Genomic DNA, 25,445 nt, shown 5'->3' on the forward strand with positions numbered 1-25,445 from the left:
TACCATGACGCTGGCCGACGTCGCGTCGCTCAGGCGACGCGTATCGCCTCATGCACCACGACGCGGTTGCGGCCGAGGGCTTTCGCTTCGTAAAGCGCGACGTCCGCGTCGCGCAGCAGGCGATCGAGGGTGGGCCAATCGCGCCCCTGGGTGGAGGCGATCCCGACGCTCAGGGTCACCGGATGGGTGGGCTGGCCGTCGAAATCCTGCGGCAGGGCGCCGATAGTGGCACGCACCACGTCCATGAAGCGCCGTGCTTCGATCGCGCTGACGTGCGGAAGGAGCATGAGGAACTCCTCCCCACCGTATCGGCCAACGACGCAGGCGGGCATCCCATCGCCTTCACGCGCGAGCGCCCTGGCGACCTGCTCAAGGCAGCGGTCACCGGCCAGGTGCCCGTAGCGGTCGTTGTAGAGCTTGAAATGATCGATGTCGATAAGAGCGATGCACAGGCCACGGGCGTGGCGCGCCGGCTCGTATTCCCGTGACAGCCAGCGGAACAGGCCGCGCCGGTTGAGCAGGCCGGTCAGCGGATCGTGCAGCGCGGCGTGCTGGAGCCCGCGACGCAGCGAGCGCAGCTGTCCTTCGATCGTCAGCTGGTACCACGCGATGAGCGTGCCGCGCATCGTGAAGACCAGGAGCACGGTCGCCATCGCGTAAAGGGCGAGCACCGGTTGCGCCTGCGTGAAGGCGAACGCCGCCAGGCTCGCCGCGATGCTGAGCGCGAGGGGGCGCAGGCTCACCGAAAGGCGTCGCTGCGCCGCGCTCGGCCTGAAACCGCGCATCCAGACCGTACGCCGTCGTGCCAGCATGATGCCGAGCATGGCTGTCGGTGCCGAGAGCAACACCTCGGGCAGGTAGGACTCCGACGCGAGCACGAAGCGGTTATGCACGGACGCGGCGGCAGCGTCGATGATCATGAAGGCGGTCAGCACCGCGTAGAAGCGGCGCTCGTCGGCGCGTCGCGTGCCGAGCAGCCGGATGCCCACGAAGATCACCACGAACAGGTCGAGCACGTCGAAGAACAGCATCAGCCGCTCAGGCGGTGTCGCGTCCGAGGCCAGCATCTGTCGCGTCGACAGGTAGAAGAGCCCGGCCGCGAGGGTACCCACGGCGACATCCGCGACGGAGGCCCATCGTAACAAGGGCGTCGCCGGATCGTAGGCCGCGGCCGACACGAAGAAGAGGCTCGACAGGCAAAACCAGAATGTCGGATCTGCCATCACCAGGGTGCCTTCGTGGTGCACCAGGCTGTCGGCGAACAGCAGGATAAAGGCGGTGCCCTTGGCGAGCAGCCCGCCCAGCAGCAAAAGCCAGAGCGGCCGGTTGTGGGTCACGGCCAACATCGCGCGGCGGGCGCAGAGCAGGGCCGTGACGCCGAGCACCGCCAGAACGAACGCGTAGCTCCAGGTCATCCGGCGCGGGAATGGCAAAAGCATGGTCCCGGCGTGGGCCGCAACCAGCACGGAGTAGAACGCGGGGGTCCAGCGCTGGATACGCATGAGGCCTCACGATGCCTCTTGAAAGGACGGAACCATCATAGTCGGCGACGCGGCCCGGTTCTTGAATAGCCATGGATAACGCATCGTGCCCCGGGGCGAGCTTGCGTTTTCGGCCACCGGGTGCCTATATGACCGGAAATCCAAGGGCAATTCCAATGAAGGGTACGTCGTGCATGGGGTGTGGTAACGCGGCGGAGGTGGCCCAACGGATCACGATGGCCTTCCAGCCCATCGTCGACGTGACGTCGCAAACCGTGTTCGCCCACGAAGCGCTGGTGCGGGGCGTGCATGGCGAGACGGCGGGCGAGGTGCTCGCCACGGTCGCCCACGACAACCGCTATGCCTTCGACCAGGCGTGTCGCATCGTGGCCATTCGCACGGCGGCGCAGATCATGCCGCCCTCGTTGCTGTCGATCAATTTCCTGCCCAATGCCGTGTACAACCCCGAGCATTGCCTGCAGGCGACGTTCGCCGCCGCGAAAGCGGCCGACTGGCCGCTGGACCGGGTGATCTTCGAGGTGACCGAACACGAGGAAATCGTCGATCACGATCACCTGGTCGCCATCCTGTCGGCCTATAAGGCCCATGGGTTTTTCACCGCCATCGATGACTTCGGCGCCGGCTTTGCGGGCATGAACCTGCTGGCGGATTTCCAGCCCGACCTGCTCAAGCTGGATATCGGTCTGGTTCGCGACGTGGACACGAGTCGGCCGCGGCAGGTGATCGTGCGGCACCTGGTCGAGCTGTGCGATGACCTGGGCATCCGGGTGATCGCCGAAGGCATCGAACGCGAGGACGAATACCGGGCGCTCCTCGACCTGGGCATCGTCCTGCAGCAGGGGTTCCTGTTCGCCCGGCCGGCGACAGCGTCTCTTCCGCCGATACGCTGGCCTGCGTGAGCGGCCCGAACGAAGGCTGAATCGGCCCTCTTGAAGGGGCGTCACGCGACCCTATCTGCGCTTTGCCGGCATTCCGATGCCGGCCAGCCTGTATCCCAGGCGAGCACTCATTCCATGTCCTTGCACTTTGGAGAATCTGGTATGCGTACTCTCTTTGACATCTCTCCGCTGCACCGCACCGCCTCCGGCCTCGATCGCGTGTTCGATCTGCTGGAAGCCAGCGCCCAGGCCCAGGGCGACAACTACCCGCCGTTCGACGCGATCCGGCTGGACGACGACCAGTTCCGGCTTACCCTGGCCGTGCCCGGGTTCGCGGACGACGAGATCGCAGTGACCTCCCACCAGGACACGCTGATCGTCAGCGGCGAGCGCAAGAGCGAACCGAAGGGCGAATTCCTCCATCGCGGTATCCCCGCCCGGGTGTTCAGCCGCCGCTTCCAGCTGGCCGAGCACACCAAGGTGACCGGCGCCAGCCTCGCCAACGGCCTGCTGTCGATCGAGCTGCGGCGTGAGGTGCCCGAGGCGCTCAAGCCCCGGGTCATCCCCATCAGCGCCGACACCGCGACACGCCCATCCACGGTGCGTCAGTTGCAGAACGACGCCGCGTGAGGAGGGTGCCACGCCCGCCCGGTGTTTCCGGGCGGGCGTGATCGATCGGTGGTTACTCGCCACTCCACGGCAGCCTTGCGCCGTCGACCGCGGGCAACCCGAGCTCATTCTGGAACGCCTCATCCACGTCGCAGTAGGACTTCGACGCGTCGATGCGGCGGTCGAAGACAAAGCTGGCCGGCGGGATACCCGGATCGCCGCGGTCATCGAGGCGCAGCCGGTAAAGGTCAAAGTGTACCGGCCGGGTGTCCGCGTAAGAGTCGCCGACATCGCGCGTGGCGATAGCCAGCATCAGCGGCGCCGGCTTGGGCAGGTGGAACAGCCGCACGCCGTGCAGCGTACAGTCCGCGCCGCCGCTGACCTGGAGCACGACTTGTTCATGCGTTTTCTTTGGATCGTTCGCATCTGCCTCGAAGACCGGCACCACCGAGAGCGGTATCTTTTGGTTTCCGCCGAGGGCATCGGCGTAGATCGACAGTGCGATGTAGCCATGGGCATTGTTGTTGTCGCGCCACCCGGAGACCACGGTAAAGGCTAGCCCTTGCCAGGTGACATGACTGATGCCTGGGCCGAAGGGAATGACGGTGGCATTGTCGATGACGCGCGCGTGCGACGTGAGCGCGGCGAGCGACAGGCTGAGGGCAATCCAGGCGTGGCGAATCATGGTCGGGCGTCCAGGCGGCGGTAGGTTGCATCCTAGGGGGTCGTGATGGCCATCGGCAGACTTCTTTGGGGCGACATGCAGGCAGGTCGGCGCGACCTGCCTGGGTCCGTCATGGCTAACGGCGGTTACACCTGGGCCTGTCCGCCATCGACGAACAGTTCCGTGCCGTTGACGAAACTCGCGTCGTCCGACGCGAGGAACACCGCCGCGCGGGCGATCTCGATGGGTTCACCCACCCGGCCCATCGGCACCTGCGAGGCGAGATAGTCGAGCAGACCCTGCTGCTGCGCCGCGTCCGGGCCGACCAGATCGACCAGGCCCGGCGTGCGGGTGGCGCCCGGGCTCAGCGTGTTGAAGCGGATGCGACGGGTCTTGTCGACGTCGAGGATCCAGTTGCGCACGAATGCTCGCACGGCCGCCTTCGTGGCGGCGTAGACGCTGAAGGCGGGCGTGCCGCTGCTGGCGGCCGTGGAGCCAGTGAGGATCACCGACGCGCCATCGGCGAGCAGGGGGAGCGCGGTCTGCACGGTAAACAGCGTGCCCTTGACGTTGCGGTTGAACGTGTCGTCGAAGTGCTGCTCCGTGATGGCGCCCAGCGGCAACATGGCGCCGCCGCCGGCATTGACGAACAGCACGTCGATACGGCCCTCGTCCGTGGCGATCCGATCGACGAATCGTTCCAGGTCGTCCAGCCGCGAGGAGTCCACCTGCACGCCGATGGCCTGCGGGCCGATGCTCGCGGCCGCGGCGCTCAGTTCCGTTTTGCGCCGGCCTGTGATGTAGACGCGCGCGCCTTCGAGGGCAAACTGACGGGCGGTTTCCAGGCCGATGCCGGTGCTGCCGCCGGTAACGATCGCGATCTTGTTTTCGAGCTTGCGTGACATGGTGTGCCTCATGCGTTTATGGAATGGACACAGCGTATCGACGGGCTCGATGCAACGAAATAGAATCAATTGAAAGGCATCGTTGCAGAAATGAAATGTCTCGACTTCCTGATTTCGAGGGGCTTGCGCTGTTCGCGAAGGTGGCGGAGTGCCGATCGTTCGCGGCCGCCGCGCGCGAGCTCGATCTGTCGGTGCCCACCTTGTCGCGGGCCGTTGCACGGCTGGAAAAGAGGCTGGGTGCCCGGGTGTTCAACCGCACCTCGCGCCAGCTGGCGCTCACGCCGTTCGGTTCGACCCTGCTTGAGCATGCGACCCAGCTCTACCGCGATGCCGAGGCCGCCGAGGCGCTTGCCCGCGAGCAGTCCGCCTCGCCACGCGGCGTGGTCCGGCTCGCGGTGCCGATGGCGTTCGGCATGCGTTGGGTGGCGCCGGCACTGCCTGGCTTGCTGACGCACTATCCGGATATCACGATCGACCTGCACCTCTCCGATGCCGCTGTGGACATCGTCGGCGAAGGGTTTGACGCCGCCTTGCGGATCGCCGCGCTGCCGGACTCGTCGCTGGCCGCCCGGCGGTTGTGTGCCATGGCCCGTTTTACGGTCGCCGCACCGGCTTATGTGGCGCGTCATGGCATGCCGGGCCACCCGAACGATCTCGATCCGGCGCACTGCCTCGCGTACGCCTTTCGCGCCGGTAGCGACGTGTGGCGATTCCGCAACGGCACCCACGAAGCGGTGGTGCATCCCCAGGGGCGCCTGCGGGTCACTAATTCGGAAGCGTTGCTGCCGTACCTGCTCGCGGGAGAGGCGGTGGCCGAACTGCCGGAATTCATGGCCGCCGAGTATCTGCGCGACGGTCGGCTGGTGGAGATCCTGCCTGGGTGGGAGCAGCCGGGGGGCGGACTGTACTTCGTCACCCCCACCACGCGACACCGGCCAGCCAAGGTCGAGGCGGTGGCATCGTATTTCGCCGACGTGTTGGGCGACCCGCCATGGCGGTGGCATGGCAGGTCGGCGGGGCGGCCGCGCCCCTGAGACGGCAGCCGTGGGCACCGGCCTGCGCCGGTCGACGGGCCGTCCCGACGCAGACCGCCCCACAGCGATGCAGTCCGTGTTTGCGAGACTGCGGCGTCGAAGGGCGAGGGTTCAGGGGGGAGAAGCCGGCGGCGTCGATGGCCCATGGTGCCGCGCACCCGACCGTCAGGCCGGCCTCGCCGCCCCGCGACGCCATCTGTCACGTGGTCTTATCCCGCGTGTTCGTGATGCTCGAGGGCGCGGGCACGCCAGTTCATCAGCGGCGTGGTAGTGATGCCATGCACGAGGATGCTCAAGGCGACCACGGTGATGACGGTCGTGGCGAGGACCCCGCCGTCGTCGCCGATCACGCCGTGGGTGAGGGCGAAGGCGAGATAGTTGAGACTGCCCAGGCCGCGAATGCCGAACCAGCCCAGCAACAGGCGCCGTTGCCAGGGCAGGCCTTCGCCGATCGTGCCAAGCCAGACCGCGGCGGGCCGGATCACGACGAACAGCACGGCGGCCACCACCACCCCGGTGGCGCTGAAGGCCGGCCAGGCCGCCACGCCGACCATGAAGACCAGGGCGCCGCCGATCAGCCGCTCCATCGTGTCGCCGAACGATAACGCGTCCGACAACATCCAACCGACCGTGTGGCCGGGGTGTTCCGCATCAGCGGTGCTGCGTTCGTTGGGACGCACCAGCAGTTCGGCGGGGGCGATGACGTCGTCATCGTCGTTCGGGCGGGCGTGGCGTCGCGTCACGGTGAGTTCCACCCGACGCAGGCCGACACCTGCGGCGAATGCCGCGAGAAACCCCGACGCGTGGATCAGTTCGGCGCCGCCGTAGGCCAGGCCCATGATGCCCAGGGCGAGGAAGTCGCTGGGCGCCACCTCGCGCGCCGCGTGACGCATATGCGTACCGGCACAGCCGATCAGCCAGCCGATCAGCAAGCCGATGCCGAGACCCCCCAGCCATTCCCAGAGCAGGTCGACGGTGAACCAGTGGACCCAGACATCCATCTGGCTACCGGAGCCCATCAGGGCCAGGGCAAGCAGCAGGAAGGGAAGGGCCGTGCCGTCGTTCAGCCCCGCCTCCCCGGAGAGCGCCACGCGCATGGCGTCATCGTCCCGGGCGTCGTCGACCGAGACCAGGCTGGCGAGCACGGGATCGGTGGGCGACAGGATGGCGGCGAGGGCCAGGGCGGCCGGCCAGGCCCATCCTGCCCACCCATGCATGAGCGTGACGAGCCCCGCGATGGTGAGCAGCATGGCCGGCACGGCCAGGCGCAGCGAGGTCAGCCACCCCCTGTGTCGCCATGGAATGCGCAGCTTGAGCCCAGTGATGAACAGGGACACGACCAAGCCGACCTCCGTGACGGCCCTGAGCCAGCTGGCGCTTTCCGTGGTGAAGCGCAGGTGGGCCAGGCCCAGCACGGCCGGCCCCATGATGACGCCGGCGGTCAGGTAGATCGCGAAGGACGTGATCGGGCCACGCCGGATCCATCCGGCAGCCGTGGAGGTGCCTGCCAGAAGAATACTGAGGAAGATAATCCAGCCGACGTAACCCATCCGGCGATCATCGACAACACGTCATGAATGTGCTGAGAAAACCGCTGAACGCCGCGATCGTGATCAAGCAACGCTGCCGTACGGACGGACTGGCGAAGAAACCCACTGGGAGCCTTCGCAAAATGCAGCCCAAGCGCGCCAGGCCGAGGAGCTGACCCGCCTGACGCGCCGGGCGGCAATCCGGGGCCCACTGCCAAGTGATTTACCCTCGGAACCGGGATCATACTCCCCTGGGAGCGTGACCGGCCAATGGCAGATAAACGATCACTCAACTTTCTTTACTTATTTCATTGAATCAAAGACTTAACGAAATTTTTTCAAGTTGCTTCTATCACTTCACCCGGGCGAACACCGTGTTCATCCACGCTGTCGGAGACGGCTGTGGCGGTAGCTGTAAGCGAAGTAGATGACGATGCCCAGCAAGGTCCACACGCCCATCAACACCCAGTTGCGCACACCCATCGACCACAGCAGGAAGATGCAGCTGATGACGCCGAGCGCGCAGGTGACGGGCGCGAACGGCACCCGGAACGAGCGCGGTATCTCGGGCGCCGTCTTGCGCAGGATCAACACGCCGATGCACACCGCGCTGAACGCCACGAGCGTGCCCATCGAGGTGAGGTCACCGAGCAGGTTGAGCGGGAACACGGCCGCCAGCGCCGCGATGCCGACGCCGGTGATCAGCGTGTTGATGTGAGGCGTGCGGTATGTCGGATGGATGGTGGTGAACATCTTCGGCATGAGGCCATCCCGGCCCATGATCATGAAGATGCGCGGCTGCGCGATGATCATCACCAGCACCACCGACGACAGGCCGATGAGCGCGCCGACTTCGACGACGCCACGCAGCCAGCCCAATTCGGGATGGTTGCGGATCGCCGTGACCACGGGTTCGGACGTGCCCAGCTCACCGAACGGCACGAGGCCGGTGAGCACCGCGGCCATGGCGATGTAGAGCACCGTGCAGATCGCCAGCGAGGCGAGCGTGCCGATCGGCATGTCGCGCTGCGGGTTTTTCGATTCCTGTGCCGCTGTCGACGTGGCCTCGAAGCCGATGTAGGCGAAGAACACCATGGATGCGCCGCGCAGGATGCCCGACCAGCCGTACTTGTCGCCGCCCTGGTTGGCGGGGATGAACGGATGCCAGTTGGCGGTATCGATGTGGCGCGCGCCGACCACGATCACCACGATGATGAGCGCCGTTTTCAGCAAGACCATCGCCATGTTGAGTCCGGCCGACTCGCGGATGCCGACGTAGCAGAGCCAGGTAAGCGCCAGGGTGATGCCGACGGCGGGCAGGTTGAATAGCGCACCGGTCGTCACGAGGTGCCCGTCGACGAAATCGAGCGGGGCATTGGTGAGCGCGGGAGGGATGTGGATGCCGACGTGGTCGAGCAGGCTCACGAAGTAGCCGGTCCAGCTCACCGCGACGGCCGAGGCGGATACGCCGTATTCGAGGATCAGGTTCCAGCCTATGAACCAGGCGGCACCTTCGCCGAGCGTGGCGTAGGCGTAGGAGTAGGCACTCCCGGACACGGGAATCAGCGAGGCGAACTCCGCGTAGCACAGCGCCGTGAACACGCTGCAGATCGCCGCGAGAATGAAGGACAGGATGATCGCCGGGCCGGCATGCTCCGCCGCCGCGACGCCGGTAATGACGAAGATGCCGCCGCCGATGACCGCGCCGATGCCCAGCGCCGTGAGACCCCATGGGCCGAGGGTGCGTCGCAACGCGGGACCGTGCGCGTCGTCGGCTTCGGCTTGGGGGGCTTTCTTGGCGAGTAGCTGCTTGAGCATGGACGGCCTGGCATGACGGAAGCGGAAGGAAAACGGTTCAAACGCGAAGGCCGGCGGACGTCCCGCCGGCCTTCGCGAGGGGTGTCGAATCAGCCCAACGACTTGCGCAGCTTGCTGTGCGCGTACCCGTAGCCGAAGTAGATCAGCTGGCCGATGACGATCCAGCCCACCATGAGGCGCCAGTGCTCCTCGAATGCCTGCCAGAACAGGTAGAGACAGGCCAGGGTGCCGAGGATGGTGATCGGCCACACCATCGGCACCCGGAAGCTGCGCTTCAGCTTGGGGCGCTTGTAGCGGAGGATGAGCACGCCCATGCACACCGTCGCGAAGGCGAGCAGGGTGCCCATGGAAACCAGTTCGCCCAGCACGCTCACCGGGAACAGGCCCGCCATCGCGGCGGCGGCGACGCCTACGATCACGGTGCCCACGTGCGGGGTGTGGAACTTCGTATGCACCTTGGCCATGGTCGGCGGTAGCAGGCCGTCGCGCGCCATCGAAAAGAAGATGCGTGGCAGGCCCATCAGCATCACCAGGATCACCGACGACAGGCCGGTGATCGCGCCCAGCACCACGATGGCCTTGAGCCAGGACAACTGCGGGTAGAGGCCCAGCGCGGTCGCGACCGGTTCGGGCGTGTTGAGCATGCGGAACGGCGCGATGCCGGTCAGCACCAGCGACACCGCGATGTAGAGCACCGTGCAGATGGCGAGCGAGCCCAGGATGCCGATGGGCATGTCGCGCTGGGGGTTTTTCGCTTCACCGGCGGCCGTGGACACCGCATCGAAGCCCACGTAGGAGAAGAACACGATGGTCGCGGCGCGGAAGATGCCGCCCCAGCCGAAGGTGCCTTCGCCTTCCGCCGGGGGGATGAACGGATGCCAGTTCGCCGGATTGACCAGGCGGATGGCGAACGCGAGGAACAGCAGGATCACGGTGACCTTGATCGCCACGATGATCGAGTTGACGAAGGCCGACTGCGTGATGCCTACGTAGCACAGGCCCGAGAGCGCGGCGACGATGATGACGGCAGGCAGGTTGATCAGCGTGCCGGTGGCCTGGATGTGCCCTTCGACGAACTGGAACGGTGCCGACGAAAGGGCGGCCGGGAGCGTCACGTCTGAACCGATCATCTGCCCGACCAGGCCCAGCAGTTCGTTGAAATACCCCGACCAGCCGGCGGCGACGGTCGCCGCGGCGAAGAGGTATTCGAGCACGAGGTTCCAGCCGACGAACCAGGCGACGTATTCGCCGAGGGTGGCGTAGGAGTAAGAGTAGGCGCTGCCGGAGACCGGGAGCATCGCTGCGAATTCCGCGTAGCACAGGCCCGCGAGCGCGCAGGCGAAGCCGGCGATGAGGAAGCTGATCACCAGCGCCGGGCCCGCGTGCAGCGCGGCGGCCTGGCCGGTGATGACGAAGATACCCGCGCCGATGACGGCGCCGATGCCCAGCAGGATCAGGTGCCGCGCGGTGAGGACGCGCTTGAGCTCGCCTCCGTGCGCGCCGGTGCCGATGTGCTCACCAGCGTCCACATGCGGCGCGGCCTCGATCGGGTGCGTCGCAAACAAGTGTTTCAACATGTTTCTCCCCTACTACCGAATGGGTGCTTTCTTATATGGACCGCCGCGTGAGTCACGGAGGACACGCCGCTGCCCTGAAGCGCTGGCACGGCACCATAGCCCAGCGGGGCGCGGCCGTACAAGTTGCAATGCGAGGCGCGCCAACACATTGCACGGGGCGGGCAGGGCGTCGACCATGACTTGCGGCGGTTGTGCATGGGCGGATCGGAATGCTTCAGAACAGCATGTTCAGTGCGACCTGCGGCGTGACGTCGGCCGACTGGTTGCGTCCGGCGAGCGTGAACTGGACGCCAGCGATGAGCCCGATGCTGGTGTTGAAGTGGTATTCCACCGCCGGCGCGAGACTGAACGCCTCGGACGGGGCGTGGCGCACGGATGTGCGGTCGTCGCCATGCACCCGCACGATGCCCTGGCGGCTCCCGATGGCCTCCCCGACCAGCACCCATCGTGGATCGAGGGCGTATTCGGCGGCCAGCGTGGCTTGCCAGGCCGAGCCTGCGTGGACGTGGCCACGGAATCCCCGGACGGTGCCATATACGCTGGTGCCGCGCACGCGGATGGCCGGTGGCGTCGGGCTCCACAGGAGCTGGCCCCGCCAGCGCAGGGCGCGGCCGCCATCGAGCCAGTAGAGTCGCTGGGCGCCGAACGTGATGCTCGAACGGGCCGCGCCGGTGCCAGTGGCATTCAGCGGCTGGGTGTCGAGCCGGTGGTGTCGCCCCGTGGGCACATTGCGCGCGACGGCGACGGCGGTGACCCAACCGGTGCCGTCGGCGGCGGGCGCGGTCAGCCGCTGTTGCAGGCGCAGTCCTGTATCGGCCAGGCGCAGCCCGTCGGTATGGCGTCCGCGTTCACTGGTGCGCACGGCGGCGGGTGTCAGCTGGATGGCGAGTCGTTCGGTGATGCCGTAGGTCATGGGAAGCACGACCTGCCACTGGCGCGACGGAGGGTTGGCATCCTTGCGATGTCGGGCGTTGTCGTAGACGCCGTGGGTCCGGGTGTGGATGAGATACGGCTGGATGTTGAAGATGCCGGTGGGCAGCGTGTTGACCGCCGGCGTGACCAGCGGGCCGGTGAAGTTCGCCGTGGGCGTGGCGCTCACCGGGACCGATGCCAGCGCGATGGCGGCCGCCATCGCCGGCACGGCCCGGACGACGTGATCAGTGGGCATGCGCATGTCCTTGCGTGGCGCAGCGGAGGCTGCGGGTAGGGCGACTCGCGTCGTTGCGTGTCGGAATCCATCCTAGGCAGGGCAATGCGCACAGGAACATCGGAATCGTCTGAAAAGATCGTGCGAAGATGGCGGCCCCGAATCAGGCAAACCACGCATGACGCTTCCGCATCCCCTGGCCGATGCGTTTCACCGCTATGCCGAGCGGTGGTCCGACGAGGCCGACATTCACGCGTTCGCGCGTTGGTTGCACGACGTGCCGCGGCCATTCCACCGCGAGACGCTGGCAGGACATTTCACCGGATCCGCGTGGCTGGTGAGCGATGATGGCGAGCGCGTTCTCCTGATGCACCATCGCAAGCTCGGACGTTGGCTTCAGCCCGGCGGGCACGCCGACGGCGACGATGATCTTTCGCGCGTGGCGCTGCGTGAGGCCGAAGAAGAAACCGGGCTGGTCGATCTGGAGGTTTTGCCGGGGATCTTCGACCTCGACCGGCACCGTATCCCGGCGCGGGGCCACGAGCCGGCGCACTGGCACTACGACGTGCGTTACGTCGTGGTGGCACGTGGCGCGGAGACCTTCGTCGCCAATGAGGAGTCGCTCGCCCTGGCCTGGCATCCGGTGAGGGATCTCGCGACCGCTCCCGACACGGACGAGTCATTGCGCCGCATGGCCGTCAAGTGGCTCGCCCGATGAGTCAGCGATCGCAGCGGGCGAGGGGTGCCGTTGCCCGCCGCAGGCCGGCTCCTACTCCTTGGGTCGTCGGTTTGTCGCGTCAGCCGTATTTTTCCGGCGCGGGATGCACGGTGCCGCATGCAGGGCAGGTGCGTGCCTCCAGCGAGCGATAGAAACGCTCGAACACCGGCGGGAAGTCGTGTTCGATGCTTTGCAGCGGGAAATAGGCCTCGAACAACTTCGTATTGCAGGCCGGACAGAACCACAGCAGGCCGTCACGCTCGCCGGCCGTCCGGCGGCGCTCGACCACCAATCCTATAGAGTCGGGCAGCCGTTGCGGCGAGTGGGGTACGCGCGGCGGGAGGTAAAACACTTCGCCCGCGCGGATCGGAATATCACGTGCCACGCCCTCGTCCTGCACCTTGAGCACCATCTCGCCTTCGAGTTGATAGAAGAACTCAGGGCCCTCGTCGTAGTGATAATCGGTGCGCGCGTTGGGGCCGCCGACGACCATGACGATGAAGTCGCCGTCGACGATGCATTTATTGCCGACCGGTGGCTTGAGCAGGGCACGGTGTTCGTCGATCCAGCGTTGGAGATCGAGGGGAGGCAGGAGGCTCATGAGGGGTGTTCGCGCGTCGTTTGGCCGATCATACTCCCCTGAGGCCGGCCCGCGCCGGGCCCACCGGGTACTTCCCGGCGGGGCGGTTCGTGGCGTAAAACGGCTCTCCCTTTCCCCTGGCGAATCGACGATGGCGTCGTTGTACCACGACCGCATGCCCATTCCCCCGCCGCGTATGCCCCCCGCCGGGCGTCGCGAGGCGGCGGTGGTCATCGTGGGTGGAGGGTTCGCCGGCCTGAATACCGCGCTCGGCCTCGCCGCACGCGGTCAACGCGACGTGGTGCTGCTGGAATCCCGCACGATCGGCTTCGGCGCCTCGGGTCGCAACGGTGGCTTCGTGTTCGCGGGCTACTCGCTGGGTGAAAAGGCCTTGCTGGATAAAGCCGGCGAGGCGAAAGCGGCTCGCCTTTACCGTCGTACGGTCGAGGCGGTGGATCTGATCCGCGAGCGCATCCGTTCCCTTGCAATCGACTGCGACTGCGTCGACGCCGGTGTGGTGTGGGCAAACTGGTTTCGCGACGCGCGGGTGCTGCGCGATCGGCAGCGCCTGCTGGCCGAGCATTATGGGGCCGACTGGGAATGGCTTCCCGCCGATGCCTTGCAGGCGTTCGTGCGCAGCCGCCGCTACCACGACGGCCTCTACGAGCGAAACGCGATGCACATCGACCCGCTCGCCTACGCGCGTGGCCTTGCGCGCGTCGCCGACGCGGCCGGCGTCAGCATCCACGAGCAATCCCGCGTGAGGATGCTGGAGCGGCGCGGGCCGCGCTGGGTGGTGAGGGTGGGCGACGCCGAGATCGAGACGCCCCAGGTCGTCCTGGCATGTGGTGGTTACCTCGCGGGTCTGGATCACCGGATCGACCGGGCGGTGCTTCCGATCGCGACCTACGTGATGGTGACGGAGCCCCTGGGCGATCGCCTCGGCGACTGCCTGCGAACCCGCGCGGCCATTTATGACACCCGCTTCGCCTTCGACTATTACCGGCCGCTGGCCGATACACGGTTGCTATGGGGTGGACGCATTTCGATTCGCGATCGCTCGCCGCGTGCCGTCCAGGCGCTGCTGAGCAAGGACCTCGCGCGGGTGTTTCCCGCGTTGAAAGGTGTGCGGGTGGCGAAGGCGTGGTCGGGCCTGATGAGCTACGCACGCCATGAGATGCCGCAGGTCGGCACCCACGGCAACGGACTGTGGTATGCGCAGGCCTTCGGCGGTCATGGCCTGGCGCCTACGTGCGCCGCGGGTGAGGCGTTGGCGGAGGCGATCGTGTCCGATGCGTCGGCCATCGGCGATTACGCTGACTTCGGGCTGGCGCCCGTGCACCGGCCGTTGGGTTACCTCGCGGCCCAGGGCACGTACTGGAAACACCAGTTGGCGGACTGGATGACGTCACGGATGGAAGGCTGAGCACAGGGCCAGCCAAGCGACATGGCGCTTGCCGAAGGGTGCGCGCCGACCGTATCGGCGTCTACCGCGCCGCCCGATCAAGCCACACCGCCATCCCCTGTGCATTCAGCCGGATGTCGACCTCCAGCAGGGCCACGACCGACTCCGGTGCCAACGTCACGCCATGTCCCTGGGCCCGGTCGACGTAGAGCGCGGCGAATTCGTCGGCGATTCGCCGTTCGCGATCGGGATCGCCTGCGTGCCGTCGGCCGATCGCCACCATCGCATCGATCTGCTCGTGGAGATCCTGGGCGAGCCGCGCCACATCCTCGACCCGGTCGTAGTGCGTGAGGTACATCGCCTCCGGTGCGTAGCGCAGCATGCGGTCGATGGATGCGTGAGCCTCGTCCGGGTCGAATTGCACCGGCGAGGTCGTCGGAATGATGAAGGGCCCCCGCGCGGTATCGAGTTCGCGGTAGGACAGCCCGAAGACATCGCCGGTAAAGAACGCGTTGGCGCGCTCGTCATGGATGGCGATGTGATGCTTCGCGTGGCCCGGCGTATCCAGGCAGAGCAGGGCTCGCCCGGCAAGATCGATGGCGAAGCCGTCGGACGCTTCCACCACGCGGTCGCTCGCGACCGGCGTGATGTCGCCATAGTCGCGCCGCATCGCGGCCTCGCCATAGACCGCCGTCGCGCCCGCGACGAGCGCGGCGGGGTCGATCATGTGTCGGGCTCCGCGCGGATGCACCGCGAGCCGCGCGTTCGGGAGATGCGTCATCAGTTCGCCCGCGCCGCCGGCGTGATCCAGATGGACATGGGTGAGGATGACCCAGTCGACGTCGCACGTGCGGAGCCCGGCGGTGCGGAGCGCCTGGAGAAACCGCGGCACCGAATGCGCGGTGCCGCTGTCGATGAATGCTCCGCGCCCCCGTTCGACGACGAGGTAGGCGGCGTCGAACGCCGGGCGGCCGAAGCCGGTATCGATGGTATGGATGCCGTGCATGGGTCGAGGGTAGTCCTGGTCGATCCGGCTTGCATCGCCTGCGTGACGCGCGCGACCGACGACATCGTGTCGAGGGTCGCGCGCGCCGAGCGCGCTTACAGGGCTTCGAATACGCCGGCGGCGCCCATGCCCGTGCCAATGCACATCGTGACCATGCCGTATTTCTGCTTGCGGCGGCGCAGGCCATGGATGAGCGTGGCGGCACGGACGGCGCCGGTAGCGCCCAGCGGGTGGCCCAGCGCGATGGCGCCGCCGAGCGGGTTTACCTTGGCCGGATCGAGGCCGAGATCGCGGATCACCGCGAGGGCCTGGGCGGCGAACGCTTCGTTCAGTTCGATCCAGTCGAGCTGGTCGACGCTCAGGCCGGTCTGCTTCAGGGCCTTGGGAATGGCTTCCTTCGGGCCGATGCCCATGATGTCGGGCGCCACGCCCGCCACCGAGAAGCCGACGAAGCGCGCCAGCGGGGTCAGGCCGTAGTCCTTGATGGCCTTCTCGCTCGCCAGCAGCAGGGCGCCTGCGCCGTCGGACATCTGCGAGGAGTTGCCCGCCGTCACCGAACCACCGAACTGGCCGTTGCGGAACACCGGCCGCAGCTTGCCCAGCACGTCGAGCGACGTGTCGGCGCGCGGGCCTTCGTCAATCGAGATGATGCGACGGTCTTCCTTCACCGTGCGGTTCTTGAGATCCGGATAGCGATCGTCGAGCTGGAACGGCGTGATCTCGTCGGCGAACTCGCCCGCCTGGATCGCCGCGAGCGCGCGCTGGTGCGACTGCAGGGCGAAGGCGTCCTGGTCGTCACGGCTGACCTTCCAGCGTTCGGCCACCTTTTCGGCGGTGATACCCATACCGAAGGCAATGGCGCGGTTTTCGTCGTTTTCAAAGATGGCCGGGTTCATCGCCACCTTGTGGCCCATCATCGGCACCATGCTCATCGACTCGGTGCCGCCGGCGAGCATGAGGTCGGCCTCGCCCAGGCGGATCCGGTCGGCGGCCATCGCGATGGCCTGCACGCCGGACGAGCAGAAGCGGTTGATGGTAACGCCCGGTACCTGCTCGGGCAGGCCGGCCAGCAGCACGCCGATGCGCGCCACGTTCATGCCTTGCTCGGCCTCGGGCATGGCGCAGCCGATGATGGCGTCGCCGATCATGGCCGGGTCGATGCCCGGGGCCTGTTCGATCACGGCACGGATGACGTGCGCGAGCAGGTCGTCGGGACGGGTGTTGCGGAACACGCCGCGCGGCGCCTTGCCCACCGGGGTGCGGGTGGCGGCGACGATGTAGGCGTCTTGCACTTGCTTGCTCATGGGGTGGTTCCTTTAAGGGGGCAGGTCGGATGCGTCAGAGCGCGAGGCGCGTCAGTTACGCAGCGGCCTGCCCGTCGTCATCGTGTGGGCGATGCGGGCCTGGGTCTTATCGGTCTGCGCCAGTTCGACGAAGTGGCGGCGCTCGAGGGCGAGCAACCAGGCTTCATCCACGGCGGAGCCGCGTTCGATGCGGCCCCCGCAAAGCGTGTCGGCGATGCGGCCGGCGATCTCGATGTCATGCGCCGACGCGAAATAGCCCTCGGCCAGGTTTGCCAGCGATGCCTTGAACGTGGCCGTGCCGGTATCGCCGGCGGCCGGGATCGCACGCGCCGGCAAGGGCGGACGGTAGCCCGCCTCCGCCATCGCACGGGCCTGGGCCTTGGCGACGTGGAGCAGTTCGTAGGCGTTGAAGACCACGATGTCGTCCTTGCGCAACAGGCCGAGCGACTTGGCCTCCAGGGCGCTGCCGGAGACCTTGGCCATCGCCACGGTCTCGAACACCTTCTTGAGCGATTCAAACGGGTCGTCGGGGTTGGCCTGGGCCGCGCGCACGGCGAGCTCTTTCAGGCCACCACCGGCCGGCAGCAGGCCTACGCCGGCCTCGACGAGGCCGATGTAGCTCTCCAGCGCGGCGACAGTGCGAGCCGAGTGCATCTGAAACTCACAACCGCCGCCGAGGGCGAGGCCGCGCACGGCGGCCACGACCGGCACCAGCGAATACTTGATGCGCATGCTGGTCGCCTGGAAATTCGCGACCATGGCTTCGAACTCGGCGAGCTTGCCGGCCTGAAGCAGACCGAGCGCGCCCTTGAGGTCCGCGCCGGCCGAGAACGGCTCCGACGGCTGCCACAGTACCACGCCACGGAACTGCTGCTCGGCCAGGCCGATGGCGTGCTGCACGCCGTCCAGCACCTGATCGTTGACCGTGTGCATCTTGGTCTTGAACGAGATCACGCCGATGTCGTCGCCGGTGGTCCACAGGCGCACGCCGTCGTTCTCCCAGACCGTGGTGCCCTGGTCGAAGCGCTCACCCAGGATCGGGTCGGGGAAGGCCTGGCGCTGGTACACCGGATGGGCCGAGCGCGGTTTCTCGGTGCCGTCGGCGGCCGAGTAGGCGCCGGCCTTGCCGTGCACGCCGTCGCGGGCGGTGACCCAGGCGGGCAGGGGCGCGTCGCTCATGGCCTTGCCGGCCGCGATGTCTTCGGCGATCCAGCCGGCCACCTGCTTCCAGCCAGCGGCCTGCCACAGCTCGAACGGGCCCAGTTTCCAGCCGTAGCCCCAGCGGATGGCGAAATCGACGTCACGCGCGGTGTCGGCGATATCGGCCAGGTGGTAAGCGGTGTAGTGGAACAGGTCGCGGAACACGGCCCAGAGGAACTGCGCCTGCGGGTCGGCCGACGCGCGCAGCTTGGCGAACTTCTCGGCCGGATCCTTGATGGCCAGGATCGCCGCGACCTCGTCCGAGGCCTTGCCGTCGGCGGGGCGGTAGTCCTGCTTCTGAAGGTCGAGTACGACGATGTCCTTGCCCGCCTTGCGATAGAAGCCGGCGCCGGTCTTCTGGCCGAGCGCGCCCTTGTCGATCAGGCCCTTGAGCCACACGGGGGGCTGGAAGTACCGGTGCCAGGGATCGTCCGGCAGGGTGTCGCCCATGGTCTTGACCACGTGGGCGAGGGTATCCAGCCCCACGACGTCGGCCGTGCGGTAGGTGGCGCTCTTGGGGCGGCCGATGGCCGGGCCGGTGAGCGCGTCGACGGTGTCGAAGCCCAGGCCGAAGCTTTCGGTGTGGTACATGGTCGACAGCATCGAGAACACGCCGATGCGGTTACCGATGAAGTTGGGTGTATCCCGGGCGTAGACCACGCCCTTGCCGAGCGCGGTGGTCAGGAACGCTTCAAGGCCTTCGAGCACGGCCGTGTCGGTGAGCCGGGTGGGAATCAGCTCCACCAGATGCATATAACGTGGCGGATTGAAGAAATGCACGCCGGTGAAGCGATGGCGGAGCGCCTCGGGAAGCGCCTCGGCAAGGCCGTTGATCGACAGGCCGGAGGTGTTGCTCGCCAGCACGGCCGTCTCGGAGACGTGCGGGGCGATCTTGGTGTACAGGTCGAGCTTCCAGTCCATCCGTTCGGCGATCGCCTCGATCACCAGGTCGACGTCGGCCAGCTGCGCCAGGTCGTCCTCGTAGTTGGCCGGGATGATGGCCGCACCCAGCGACTTCTCGGCCAGGGGTGCCGGCGAGAGCTTGGCCAGGTTGGCGATGGCCTTCAGGGCGATGCCGCTCTTGGGGCCTTCCTTCGCGGGAAGGTCGAACAGCACGGTTTCCACGTTGGCGTTCGTCAGGTGCGCGGCGATCTGCGCGCCCATGACGCCGGCGCCGAGTACCGCGGCCTTGCGAATGCTTAACGGTGTTGCGGTCATGGTGTTCTCCGATGGTGCAAAGAGGTGTCCCCGGTCAGTGGCTGGCCGCGGCGTGGGAAACGGTGGGGTCGCGCATGCCGGCGGCGGCGAAGCGGATGAGGTGGTCGGCGGCGGCCTCCCGGTGGTCGCGCTCGGTGACGTCGACCTTGCGCTGGATGACGCCGAAGTCGGCCATGGCATAGGTCAGGGCCCCGGTGACGATATCCAGGCGCCAGTAGATTTCTTCCTTGCCCAGGCCGGGCAGGAGACGGGCGAATTCGGTGGCGAACTGGCGCAGTACGTGGCCGTAGTTCTCCGACAGGAAACGCCGGAGGGTCTCGTTGTGCTCCGCATACGCCCGGGCGAGCACCCGGACGAAGGCCGCGCCGCCGCCATCGGTGCGCGACAGGTCGAGGGCCGGCCGGATGTAGGCGTCGAGTACGTCTTCGAGGGTGGTGCCGGCCGCGCCCGTCACCTTGCCCAGGGCGGTCAGGCGCCGGGTGTTCAGTTCGTCGAGGCGTCGGCGGAACACTTCCTCGATGAGCTTGTCCTTGGAACCGAAGTGGTAATTGACAGCCGCCAGGTTGACCCGGGCGGCCGCGGTCACCTGGCGCAGCGAGGCCCCGGCGAAGCCGTGAGTGGCAAAAAGGGCCTCGGCCGCGCCGAGGATCCGCTCCTTGGTCGTGCGTTCCCGGGAGGCGTAGGGGGCGCTCGTCATGTAGGCGGACTCCGAGGGACAGGGTTTGAATCAAACGATTGTTTGAGAATACGCCTGGGTTTCCGCCAGGGTCAATGCGCACCGCCGCAGACCTCGAAAACGCCTTGCGGATCAGCTAGAATCTGTCAAGATTTCGTGCGCTAAGTCCGTCATTCACGACAGCTTTGGCGTCAGACTTTTGTCCGGGCCACCCTTGCGCCCCGGTAGTCTTTTACTTTTCGTTTTTCCTTTCACATTCCCGGAGCACCCCCATGGCGCTGGAGCGCACCCTTTCGATCATCAAGCCGGACGCCGTCAAGAAGAACGTCATCGGCGACATCGTCTCCCGTTTCGAGAAGGCCGGCCTCAAGGTCGTCGCCCAGCGCATGCAGCAGCTGAGCCGCGCCGAAGCCGAGGGCTTCTACGCCGTGCACAAAGAGCGCCCGTTCTTCAACGCGCTCGTCGAATTCATGATCTCCGGCCCGGTGGTCATCCAGGTGCTGGAAGGCGAGGGCGCCATCCTCAAGAACCGTGAGCTGATGGGTGCCACCAACCCGAAGGAAGCCGCGCCGGGCACGATCCGCGCCGACTTCGCCGAATCGATCGACGCGAACGCCGTCCACGGCTCCGATGCCGCCGAGACCGCCGCTGTCGAAATCGCCTACTTCTTCCGTTCGACGGAAGTCGTTTCGCACTGAGAGCTGCCGTGAATACGCCTGCCGACAAGGTCAATCTGCTCGACTTCGACCGCCAGGGACTGCGCGATTTCTTCGCCAGCCTCGGTGAGAAGCCGTATCGCGCCGACCAGGTCATGAAGTGGATTTACCACCGCCTGGAAAGCGACTTCGGCAAGATGACCGACGTCGGCAAGGCACTTCGCGAGAAGCTCGACGCCAGCTGTTACGTCGGGCCGCCGTCCACCGTGTTCGAGAAGGGCGCGGTCGACGGCACCCATAAGTGGCTGCTGGGCATGGATGGCGGCAACGCCATCGAGACGGTCTATATCCCCGAACCCACCCGCGGCACGCTGTGCGTGTCGTCCCAGGTAGGTTGCGCCCTGAACTGCCAGTTCTGTTCCACGGCCACCCAGGGCTTCTCCCGCAACCTGTCCACCGCCGAGATCATCGGTCAGGTCTGGGTCGCGGCCAAACACCTCGGCAACGTGCCGCACCAGCAGCGCCGTATCACCAACGTGGTGATGATGGGCATGGGCGAGCCGCTGCTGAACTTCGACAACGTGGTCAAGGCGATGAGCCTGATGCGCGATGACCTGGGCTTCGGCCTGGCGAGCAAGCGCGTCACGCTGTCCACCGCCGGCCTGGTGCCGATGATCGACCGGCTGTCGGCCGAAAGCGACGTCTCGCTGGCCGTGTCGCTGCACGCAGCCAACGACGAGCTGCGGACCGAGCTGGTGCCGCTCAACAAGCGCTACCCGCTGGCCGAGCTGATGGGCGCCTGCGAGCGCTACATCCTCCGCGCTCCGCGCACCTCGATCACCTTCGAATACACCCTGATGAAGGGCGTCAACGATCGGCCCGAGCATGCGCGACAGTTGGTCAAGTTCATGCGTCGCCTGCCTGGCGCCAACAAGGTGAACCTGATTCCGTTCAACCCGTTCCCCGGGGCGCGGTTCGAGCGTTCGGGCGCGGACGACATCCGGGCCTTCCAGACCCAACTGCTCAACGCGGGCGTGCTGACCATGCTGCGCCGGACCCGCGGTGATGACATCGACGCCGCCTGCGGCCAGCTGAAGGGGCAGGTCGTGGACCGCACCCGTCGCCAGGCCGAATTCCGCAAGAAGCTCGAAGAAGGGGTAGTGAATGCGGCTTGACCGGTGGGTCTTGCTGTTGGGTCTGCTGCTGTGCTGCGCCGGTTGCGCCGCTGGCAGCTCGGGGCTGCGCCCCACGACCAGTGCCGACAACCGGGCCAAGGGCGCCGAGGTGCACACGCAGCTCGGCCAGCGCTACATGGAGCAGGGCGACCTCAAGGGCGCCATGGAGAAACTCCAGAAAGCCCTGGATTTCGACCCGAAGTACGTTCCCGCGCACACGGTCATCGCCGTGCTCTATGAGCGCATCAATGATCCTGCCAATGCGGAACTGCACTACCGCAAGGCGGCCGAATACGATCCCAAGAGCGGCTCGGTCAACAACAATCTCGCGGTGTTCCTGTGCAAGCAGCATCGCGGCGCCGAAGCCCGGCCGTATTTCGACAGGGCCCTGGCCGATCCGTTCTACGAGACCCCCGACCTGGCCCTCGCCAACGCGGGCACCTGCCAGCTCGAGTCCAACGACTACGATGCGGCGGAGGGGTATTTCCGCAAGGCGCTCGATCGCAATCCGAAGAACGCCGACGCCCTGTATCAGATGGCTCGCGTGTTGTACCTTAAGAACGATGCATTCCGGGCCCGGGCCTTCCTGCAGCGCTTTGAAGCGCTCGGGGCTCCGAGTCCGGACGCGTTGAAGCTCGGTCATGACATCGAGCTCCGGCTGGGCAACGGGGAGGGGGCCCAGGACTACGCCACACGGTTGCGCCAGCAGTTCCCGGATTCGGAACAGGCGCGCTCCATCCAAGCCACCGCACGTCAATGACTTCAGTTCCCTCGAACAACCACGGGCGTGACGGTCGCGAGCAGGATCTGTTCGCGGGCGACGAATCGCCCATTTCCAAGGAGGACGCCATGGAACCGCAGCACGTCGAACACGCGGAAACCGGCGGTCGCGTCATTATCGATCACGTCCACGAGGCCGGTTTCGGCGCGCGTCTTCGCGCGGCCCGCGAGGCCCGCGGCTATGCCATCGAGGCGTGTGGCCAGGCCCTGCGCCTGCCCAGTCGCCTGCTGCGCCAGCTCGAGGCCGGCGACTACTCGGGCATCGATTACCAGGTCTACCTGGCTGGCTACATCAGCAAGTACGGCCGCCACGTCGGCGTGGACGACGCCGCCATCGAGGCGGAAGTCGCCCGCCTGACCCCGCGCCAGCCCGAGCTGGTGGTCACCGGCGGCGTGTCCCATTCCCGCTACCTGCTCGAGCGCTACGTGACCGCGGCCACCTACGTGGTGCTGACGGCGGTGATCGTCGTGCCCATGGTCTGGTTGGGCGTGCGCGGCACCCTCGACCGTGACATGCCGCGCCTCGCGCCGCTCGATGCCACGCCGGTCGCCCAACAGGATGCCCCGGCACCGTCGGCCTCCAGCGCGGCTGCCGGCACGTCCCTCGCTGCCTCGCCCGCGCCGCGGGCGTCCGAGTCGCACGTGGACGATCAGCAGCCGGTGCTGGCCTCGATGGCCATGTTCCCGCCGTTGGACCATTCGGCCACCCGCACCCCGCTCGCCACGGCCGCGGCGGCCCCCGACGCCACGGTGCCGGCCCCGCCGGCAGCGAGCCAGGGGCAGGGCGCCCACAGCCTTACGCTCAACCTGCCTTCCGCCAGTTGGGTCGAGGTCACCTCCCCCGACGGCGCGCGTCTCGAATATGGCCTGCTTCCGGCCGGCACCCAGAAGTCGTATCGCAGCGACGGTCCGCTGGAGGTGCGCATCGGCAACGCCGGTGGCGCCCAGGTCTCGATCGACGGCCAGCCGGTGCAGCTCGACAGCTTCCGTCGCGCCAACGTGGCCCGCTTCCACGTCGACGTGCGCGACGGCAAGGCCTCGCCGGTCGCCAACTGACCGGCGCCGCCTGCGTGCGGTCCGCGCACGGCGCCGTCCGTGCGCACTTTTCGGGTATCCTTGCCTATTGATCCGCGCCGCCGTCCCCGATGGCCGGCGCGGGCTCCTTCCCTTGTGTTGCTGCGCGGAGCGCAGCGGGTGACTGCATGGCATTCGACGTATACGACGACTACGAACAGGGCGAACGCGTCCAGCAATGGTTGCGCAAGAACGGCGTCAGCATCGCCGTGGGCATCGCGCTCGGCCTCGTGCTCATCTTCGGCTGGCAGCAGTGGAAATCCCACCGCGCCGGCCACGAGCAGGCCGCCGCGTCCGAATACTCCGCCCTGCAGGCCGCCGTCGCGCAGAAACGCACCAACGAGATCGACCTGCGCACCGAAAACCTCATGAAAGACTACGCCGACACCGCGTGGTCCGTGTTCGCCGTGGGCGAGCGCGCCCAGCGCAGCGTGATGGCGGGGCAGCTCGACAAGGCCGCGGGCGATCTCGCCTGGGCCCGTGCCCATGCGGGTGACGACACGCTCACCGCCCTGTTCGCCCTTCGCGAGGCGCAGCTCAAGTACGCCCAGGGCAAGCCGCAGGACGCCATCTCCGCACTCGACGCGATGAAGGGCCAGGCATTCGCCTCGCTCGTGGCGGAACTCCGCGGCGACGCGCTGGTCAAGCTGGGGCGCGCCGACGATGCGCGCAAGGCTTACCAGGCTGCCATCGCCGCGATGGACGAAAACGCGCCGCAGCGCGGCGTGGTTCAAACCAAACTTGATGATCTGGCCGTGGCCGGGAAGCAGGGTGCATGAAACGTCTTTGGGCAATCGCGTTGACTTCGTCGCTGGTCGTACTGGCCGGCTGTCATTCGTTCAAGAAGGAAAACGTCGAACCGCCGACCCCGCTCGACAAGAAGTTCGAGCCGAGCATCAAGGTGGAGCGTCTGTGGAAGACCAGCATCGGTGATGGCCCGGCCGAATCCGGCGTGCGCATGCGCCCGACCGTGGTCAACGGCGTGCTCTACGCCGCGAGCACCGACGGCAAGATCGGCGCCTTCGACGCCGGCACCGGCAAGACGATCTGGGAAAAGAGCACCCGCCAGCATGGCTGGTTCGGCTGGGGCGACGCCAAGCGCGAAGACGCCCGCTTCTCCGGTGGTCCTGGCGCGGCCGACGACCTCGTCGCCGTGGGCACGCTCGACGGCCACGTCTATGCGATGAACGCGAAGGACGGCGAGCGCCGCTGGGCGGCCGAAGTCTCCAGCGAAGTCATCACCACGCCGGCCATCGTCGGTGGCCTCGTGGTCGTGCGCTGCAACGACGGTCGCGTCTATGGCCTCGACGCGGGCACCGGCGAGCGTCGCTGGGTGTTCGACCAGTCCCAGGTGCCGGCGCTCAGCCTGCGCGGCAATGGCCGCCTGCTGGTCGCCAACGGCGTGGTCTTCATGGGCAGCGATGCCGGCAAGCTCGTGGCGATCCGCCTCGACAACGGCGAGAAGCTCTGGGAGCAGACCCTCGCCAGCGGCGAAGGCCGCACCGAGATCGACCGCCTGAGCGACGCCGACGGCGCCATCGTGCTCGACGGCACCACGCTTTACGGCGCCGCGTATCACGGCCAGCTCACCGCGGTGGACGGCCCCAGCGGCCGCCCGCTGTGGAACCACCCGCTGTCCACGTATACCTCGCTCGACGTCCATGGCAACGCGGTGTACGCGGTCGACGACCAGTCGCAGGTGTTCGCCTTCGACAAGTCCAGCGGCGCCAACATCTGGAAGCAGGACGCCCTGAAATACCGCTGGCTCAGCGGCCCGGCCGCCGACGGCGACTACGTGGTGGTCGGCGACCTCGAGGGTTACATCCACTGGCTCAACGGCAGCGACGGCAAGATCGTCGGCCGTGAGCGCCTCTCCAAGAAAGCCATCCGCGCCCAGCCGGTCGTGGTCGGCGACGTCGTTTACGTCGAGGACGTGAAGGGCAACATCGCCGCCTACCGCGTCGCGCACTGAACCTGAAGGACATCTGCT

The 25,445-nt window shown here is 67.1% G+C and carries 23 protein-coding genes; 11 read left to right on the plus strand and 12 right to left on the minus strand.

Going from position 1 to position 25,445, the window contains the following annotated elements:
• Window positions 1-29 precede the first annotated feature (29 nt).
• On the minus strand, window positions 30-1,502 hold the full coding sequence (locus PI246_RS18000) for a GGDEF domain-containing protein (protein ID WP_320552706.1): 1,473 nt from the start codon (window positions 1,500-1,502) through the stop codon (window positions 30-32).
• A 155-nt stretch (window positions 1,503-1,657) separates the two neighbouring features.
• On the opposite strand from PI246_RS18000, the gene PI246_RS18005 reads away from it, so the two are divergent.
• On the plus strand, window positions 1,658-2,401 hold the full coding sequence (locus PI246_RS18005) for an EAL domain-containing protein (RefSeq protein ID WP_320552707.1): 744 nt from the start codon (window positions 1,658-1,660) through the stop codon (window positions 2,399-2,401).
• A gap of 141 nt (window positions 2,402-2,542) precedes the next feature.
• Window positions 2,543-3,010 (plus strand): Hsp20 family protein, encoded by a 468-nt coding sequence (locus tag PI246_RS18010; RefSeq protein ID WP_320552708.1) that lies wholly within the window; start codon window positions 2,543-2,545, stop codon window positions 3,008-3,010.
• Window positions 3,011-3,062: 52 nt separating this feature from the next.
• Here the strand turns inward: PI246_RS18010 and PI246_RS18015 are convergent, their stop codons facing one another.
• On the minus strand, window positions 3,063-3,674 hold the full coding sequence (locus tag PI246_RS18015) for a hypothetical protein (protein WP_320552709.1): 612 nt from the start codon (window positions 3,672-3,674) through the stop codon (window positions 3,063-3,065).
• A 125-nt stretch (window positions 3,675-3,799) separates the two neighbouring features.
• Window positions 3,800-4,558 carry an SDR family oxidoreductase gene (locus PI246_RS18020; protein ID WP_320552710.1) on the minus strand — a complete coding sequence of 253 codons (759 nt, stop codon included), beginning with the start codon at window positions 4,556-4,558 and terminating at the stop codon, window positions 3,800-3,802.
• 95 nt (window positions 4,559-4,653) lie between these two features.
• Between PI246_RS18020 and PI246_RS18025 the strand changes: the two genes are divergently transcribed.
• Window positions 4,654-5,592 carry a LysR family transcriptional regulator gene (locus PI246_RS18025; protein WP_320552711.1) on the plus strand — a complete coding sequence of 313 codons (939 nt, stop codon included), beginning with the start codon at window positions 4,654-4,656 and terminating at the stop codon, window positions 5,590-5,592.
• A gap of 209 nt (window positions 5,593-5,801) precedes the next feature.
• Here the strand turns inward: PI246_RS18025 and PI246_RS18030 are convergent, their stop codons facing one another.
• The 4 genes from PI246_RS18030 to PI246_RS18045 all read right to left on the minus strand — a co-directional run bounded on the left by PI246_RS18030 (window position 5,802) and on the right by PI246_RS18045 (window position 11,684).
• Window positions 5,802-7,142 (minus strand): cation:proton antiporter domain-containing protein, encoded by a 1,341-nt coding sequence (locus PI246_RS18030; RefSeq protein ID WP_320552712.1) that lies wholly within the window; start codon window positions 7,140-7,142, stop codon window positions 5,802-5,804.
• A gap of 357 nt (window positions 7,143-7,499) precedes the next feature.
• Window positions 7,500-8,939 carry an amino acid permease gene (locus tag PI246_RS18035; RefSeq protein ID WP_320552713.1) on the minus strand — a complete coding sequence of 480 codons (1,440 nt, stop codon included), beginning with the start codon at window positions 8,937-8,939 and terminating at the stop codon, window positions 7,500-7,502.
• 89 nt (window positions 8,940-9,028) lie between these two features.
• Window positions 9,029-10,516, minus strand: a complete 1,488-nt coding sequence (locus tag PI246_RS18040) for an amino acid permease (protein ID WP_320552714.1) — start codon at window positions 10,514-10,516, stop codon at window positions 9,029-9,031.
• 214 nt (window positions 10,517-10,730) lie between these two features.
• The gene (locus PI246_RS18045; protein ID WP_320552715.1) at window positions 10,731-11,684 is read right to left on the minus strand and encodes a transporter; all 954 of its coding nucleotides are present in this window, start codon (window positions 11,682-11,684) and stop codon (window positions 10,731-10,733) included.
• Between the two features lie 157 nt (window positions 11,685-11,841).
• Between PI246_RS18045 and PI246_RS18050 the strand changes: the two genes are divergently transcribed.
• A complete protein-coding gene (locus tag PI246_RS18050) occupies window positions 11,842-12,381 on the plus strand; it encodes an NUDIX hydrolase (RefSeq protein ID WP_320552716.1) in 540 nt (179 codons plus the stop codon).
• 79 nt (window positions 12,382-12,460) lie between these two features.
• Here the strand turns inward: PI246_RS18050 and PI246_RS18055 are convergent, their stop codons facing one another.
• Window positions 12,461-12,982, minus strand: coding sequence for a 3-hydroxyanthranilate 3,4-dioxygenase (locus PI246_RS18055; RefSeq protein ID WP_320552717.1), 522 nt, complete (start codon window positions 12,980-12,982; stop codon window positions 12,461-12,463).
• Window positions 12,983-13,112: 130 nt separating this feature from the next.
• Between PI246_RS18055 and PI246_RS18060 the strand changes: the two genes are divergently transcribed.
• On the plus strand, window positions 13,113-14,387 hold the full coding sequence (locus tag PI246_RS18060; RefSeq protein WP_320552718.1) for an NAD(P)/FAD-dependent oxidoreductase: 1,275 nt from the start codon (window positions 13,113-13,115) through the stop codon (window positions 14,385-14,387).
• A 61-nt stretch (window positions 14,388-14,448) separates the two neighbouring features.
• Here the strand turns inward: PI246_RS18060 and PI246_RS18065 are convergent, their stop codons facing one another.
• From PI246_RS18065 to PI246_RS18080, 4 genes are all read right to left on the minus strand, one after another.
• Window positions 14,449-15,372: an MBL fold metallo-hydrolase gene (locus PI246_RS18065; protein ID WP_320552719.1), complete on the minus strand. Its 924-nt coding sequence runs from the start codon at window positions 15,370-15,372 to the stop codon at window positions 14,449-14,451.
• Window positions 15,373-15,467: 95 nt separating this feature from the next.
• Window positions 15,468-16,676 carry an acetyl-CoA C-acyltransferase gene (locus PI246_RS18070; RefSeq protein ID WP_320552720.1) on the minus strand — a complete coding sequence of 403 codons (1,209 nt, stop codon included), beginning with the start codon at window positions 16,674-16,676 and terminating at the stop codon, window positions 15,468-15,470.
• Between the two features lie 51 nt (window positions 16,677-16,727).
• Complete coding sequence (locus PI246_RS18075) at window positions 16,728-19,094, minus strand: 3-hydroxyacyl-CoA dehydrogenase/enoyl-CoA hydratase family protein (RefSeq protein ID WP_320552721.1); 2,367 nt, start codon at window positions 19,092-19,094, stop codon at window positions 16,728-16,730.
• A 34-nt stretch (window positions 19,095-19,128) separates the two neighbouring features.
• A complete protein-coding gene (locus PI246_RS18080) occupies window positions 19,129-19,791 on the minus strand; it encodes a TetR/AcrR family transcriptional regulator (protein ID WP_320552722.1) in 663 nt (220 codons plus the stop codon).
• A 251-nt stretch (window positions 19,792-20,042) separates the two neighbouring features.
• On the opposite strand from PI246_RS18080, the gene ndk reads away from it, so the two are divergent.
• The 6 genes from ndk (at window position 20,043) to bamB (ending at window position 25,427) form a co-directional block, all read left to right on the plus strand.
• Entirely contained in the window at window positions 20,043-20,468 is a 426-nt protein-coding gene (gene ndk / locus PI246_RS18085) for a nucleoside-diphosphate kinase (RefSeq protein ID WP_320552723.1), read from the plus strand.
• Window positions 20,465-21,601, plus strand: a complete 1,137-nt coding sequence (rlmN, locus tag PI246_RS18090; protein ID WP_320552738.1) for a 23S rRNA (adenine(2503)-C(2))-methyltransferase RlmN — start codon at window positions 20,465-20,467, stop codon at window positions 21,599-21,601. The genes ndk and rlmN overlap by 4 nt, the downstream gene beginning before the upstream one ends.
• Window positions 21,591-22,361 (plus strand): type IV pilus biogenesis/stability protein PilW, encoded by a 771-nt coding sequence (gene pilW / locus PI246_RS18095; RefSeq protein ID WP_320552724.1) that lies wholly within the window; start codon window positions 21,591-21,593, stop codon window positions 22,359-22,361. The genes rlmN and pilW overlap by 11 nt, the downstream gene beginning before the upstream one ends.
• A complete protein-coding gene (locus PI246_RS18100; RefSeq protein WP_320552725.1) occupies window positions 22,358-23,437 on the plus strand; it encodes a RodZ domain-containing protein in 1,080 nt (359 codons plus the stop codon). Before pilW ends, PI246_RS18100 begins: the two co-directional genes overlap by 4 nt.
• 146 nt (window positions 23,438-23,583) lie before the next feature.
• Window positions 23,584-24,234: a YfgM family protein gene (locus tag PI246_RS18105; RefSeq protein ID WP_320552726.1), complete on the plus strand. Its 651-nt coding sequence runs from the start codon at window positions 23,584-23,586 to the stop codon at window positions 24,232-24,234.
• Complete coding sequence (gene bamB, locus PI246_RS18110) at window positions 24,231-25,427, plus strand: outer membrane protein assembly factor BamB (protein WP_320552727.1); 1,197 nt, start codon at window positions 24,231-24,233, stop codon at window positions 25,425-25,427. Before PI246_RS18105 ends, bamB begins: the two co-directional genes overlap by 4 nt.
• The last annotated feature ends 18 nt before the right edge of the window (window positions 25,428-25,445 follow it).

Source organism: Luteibacter sahnii (genome assembly GCF_034063545.1).
Lineage (GTDB): Bacteria > Pseudomonadota > Gammaproteobacteria > Xanthomonadales > Rhodanobacteraceae > Luteibacter > Luteibacter sahnii.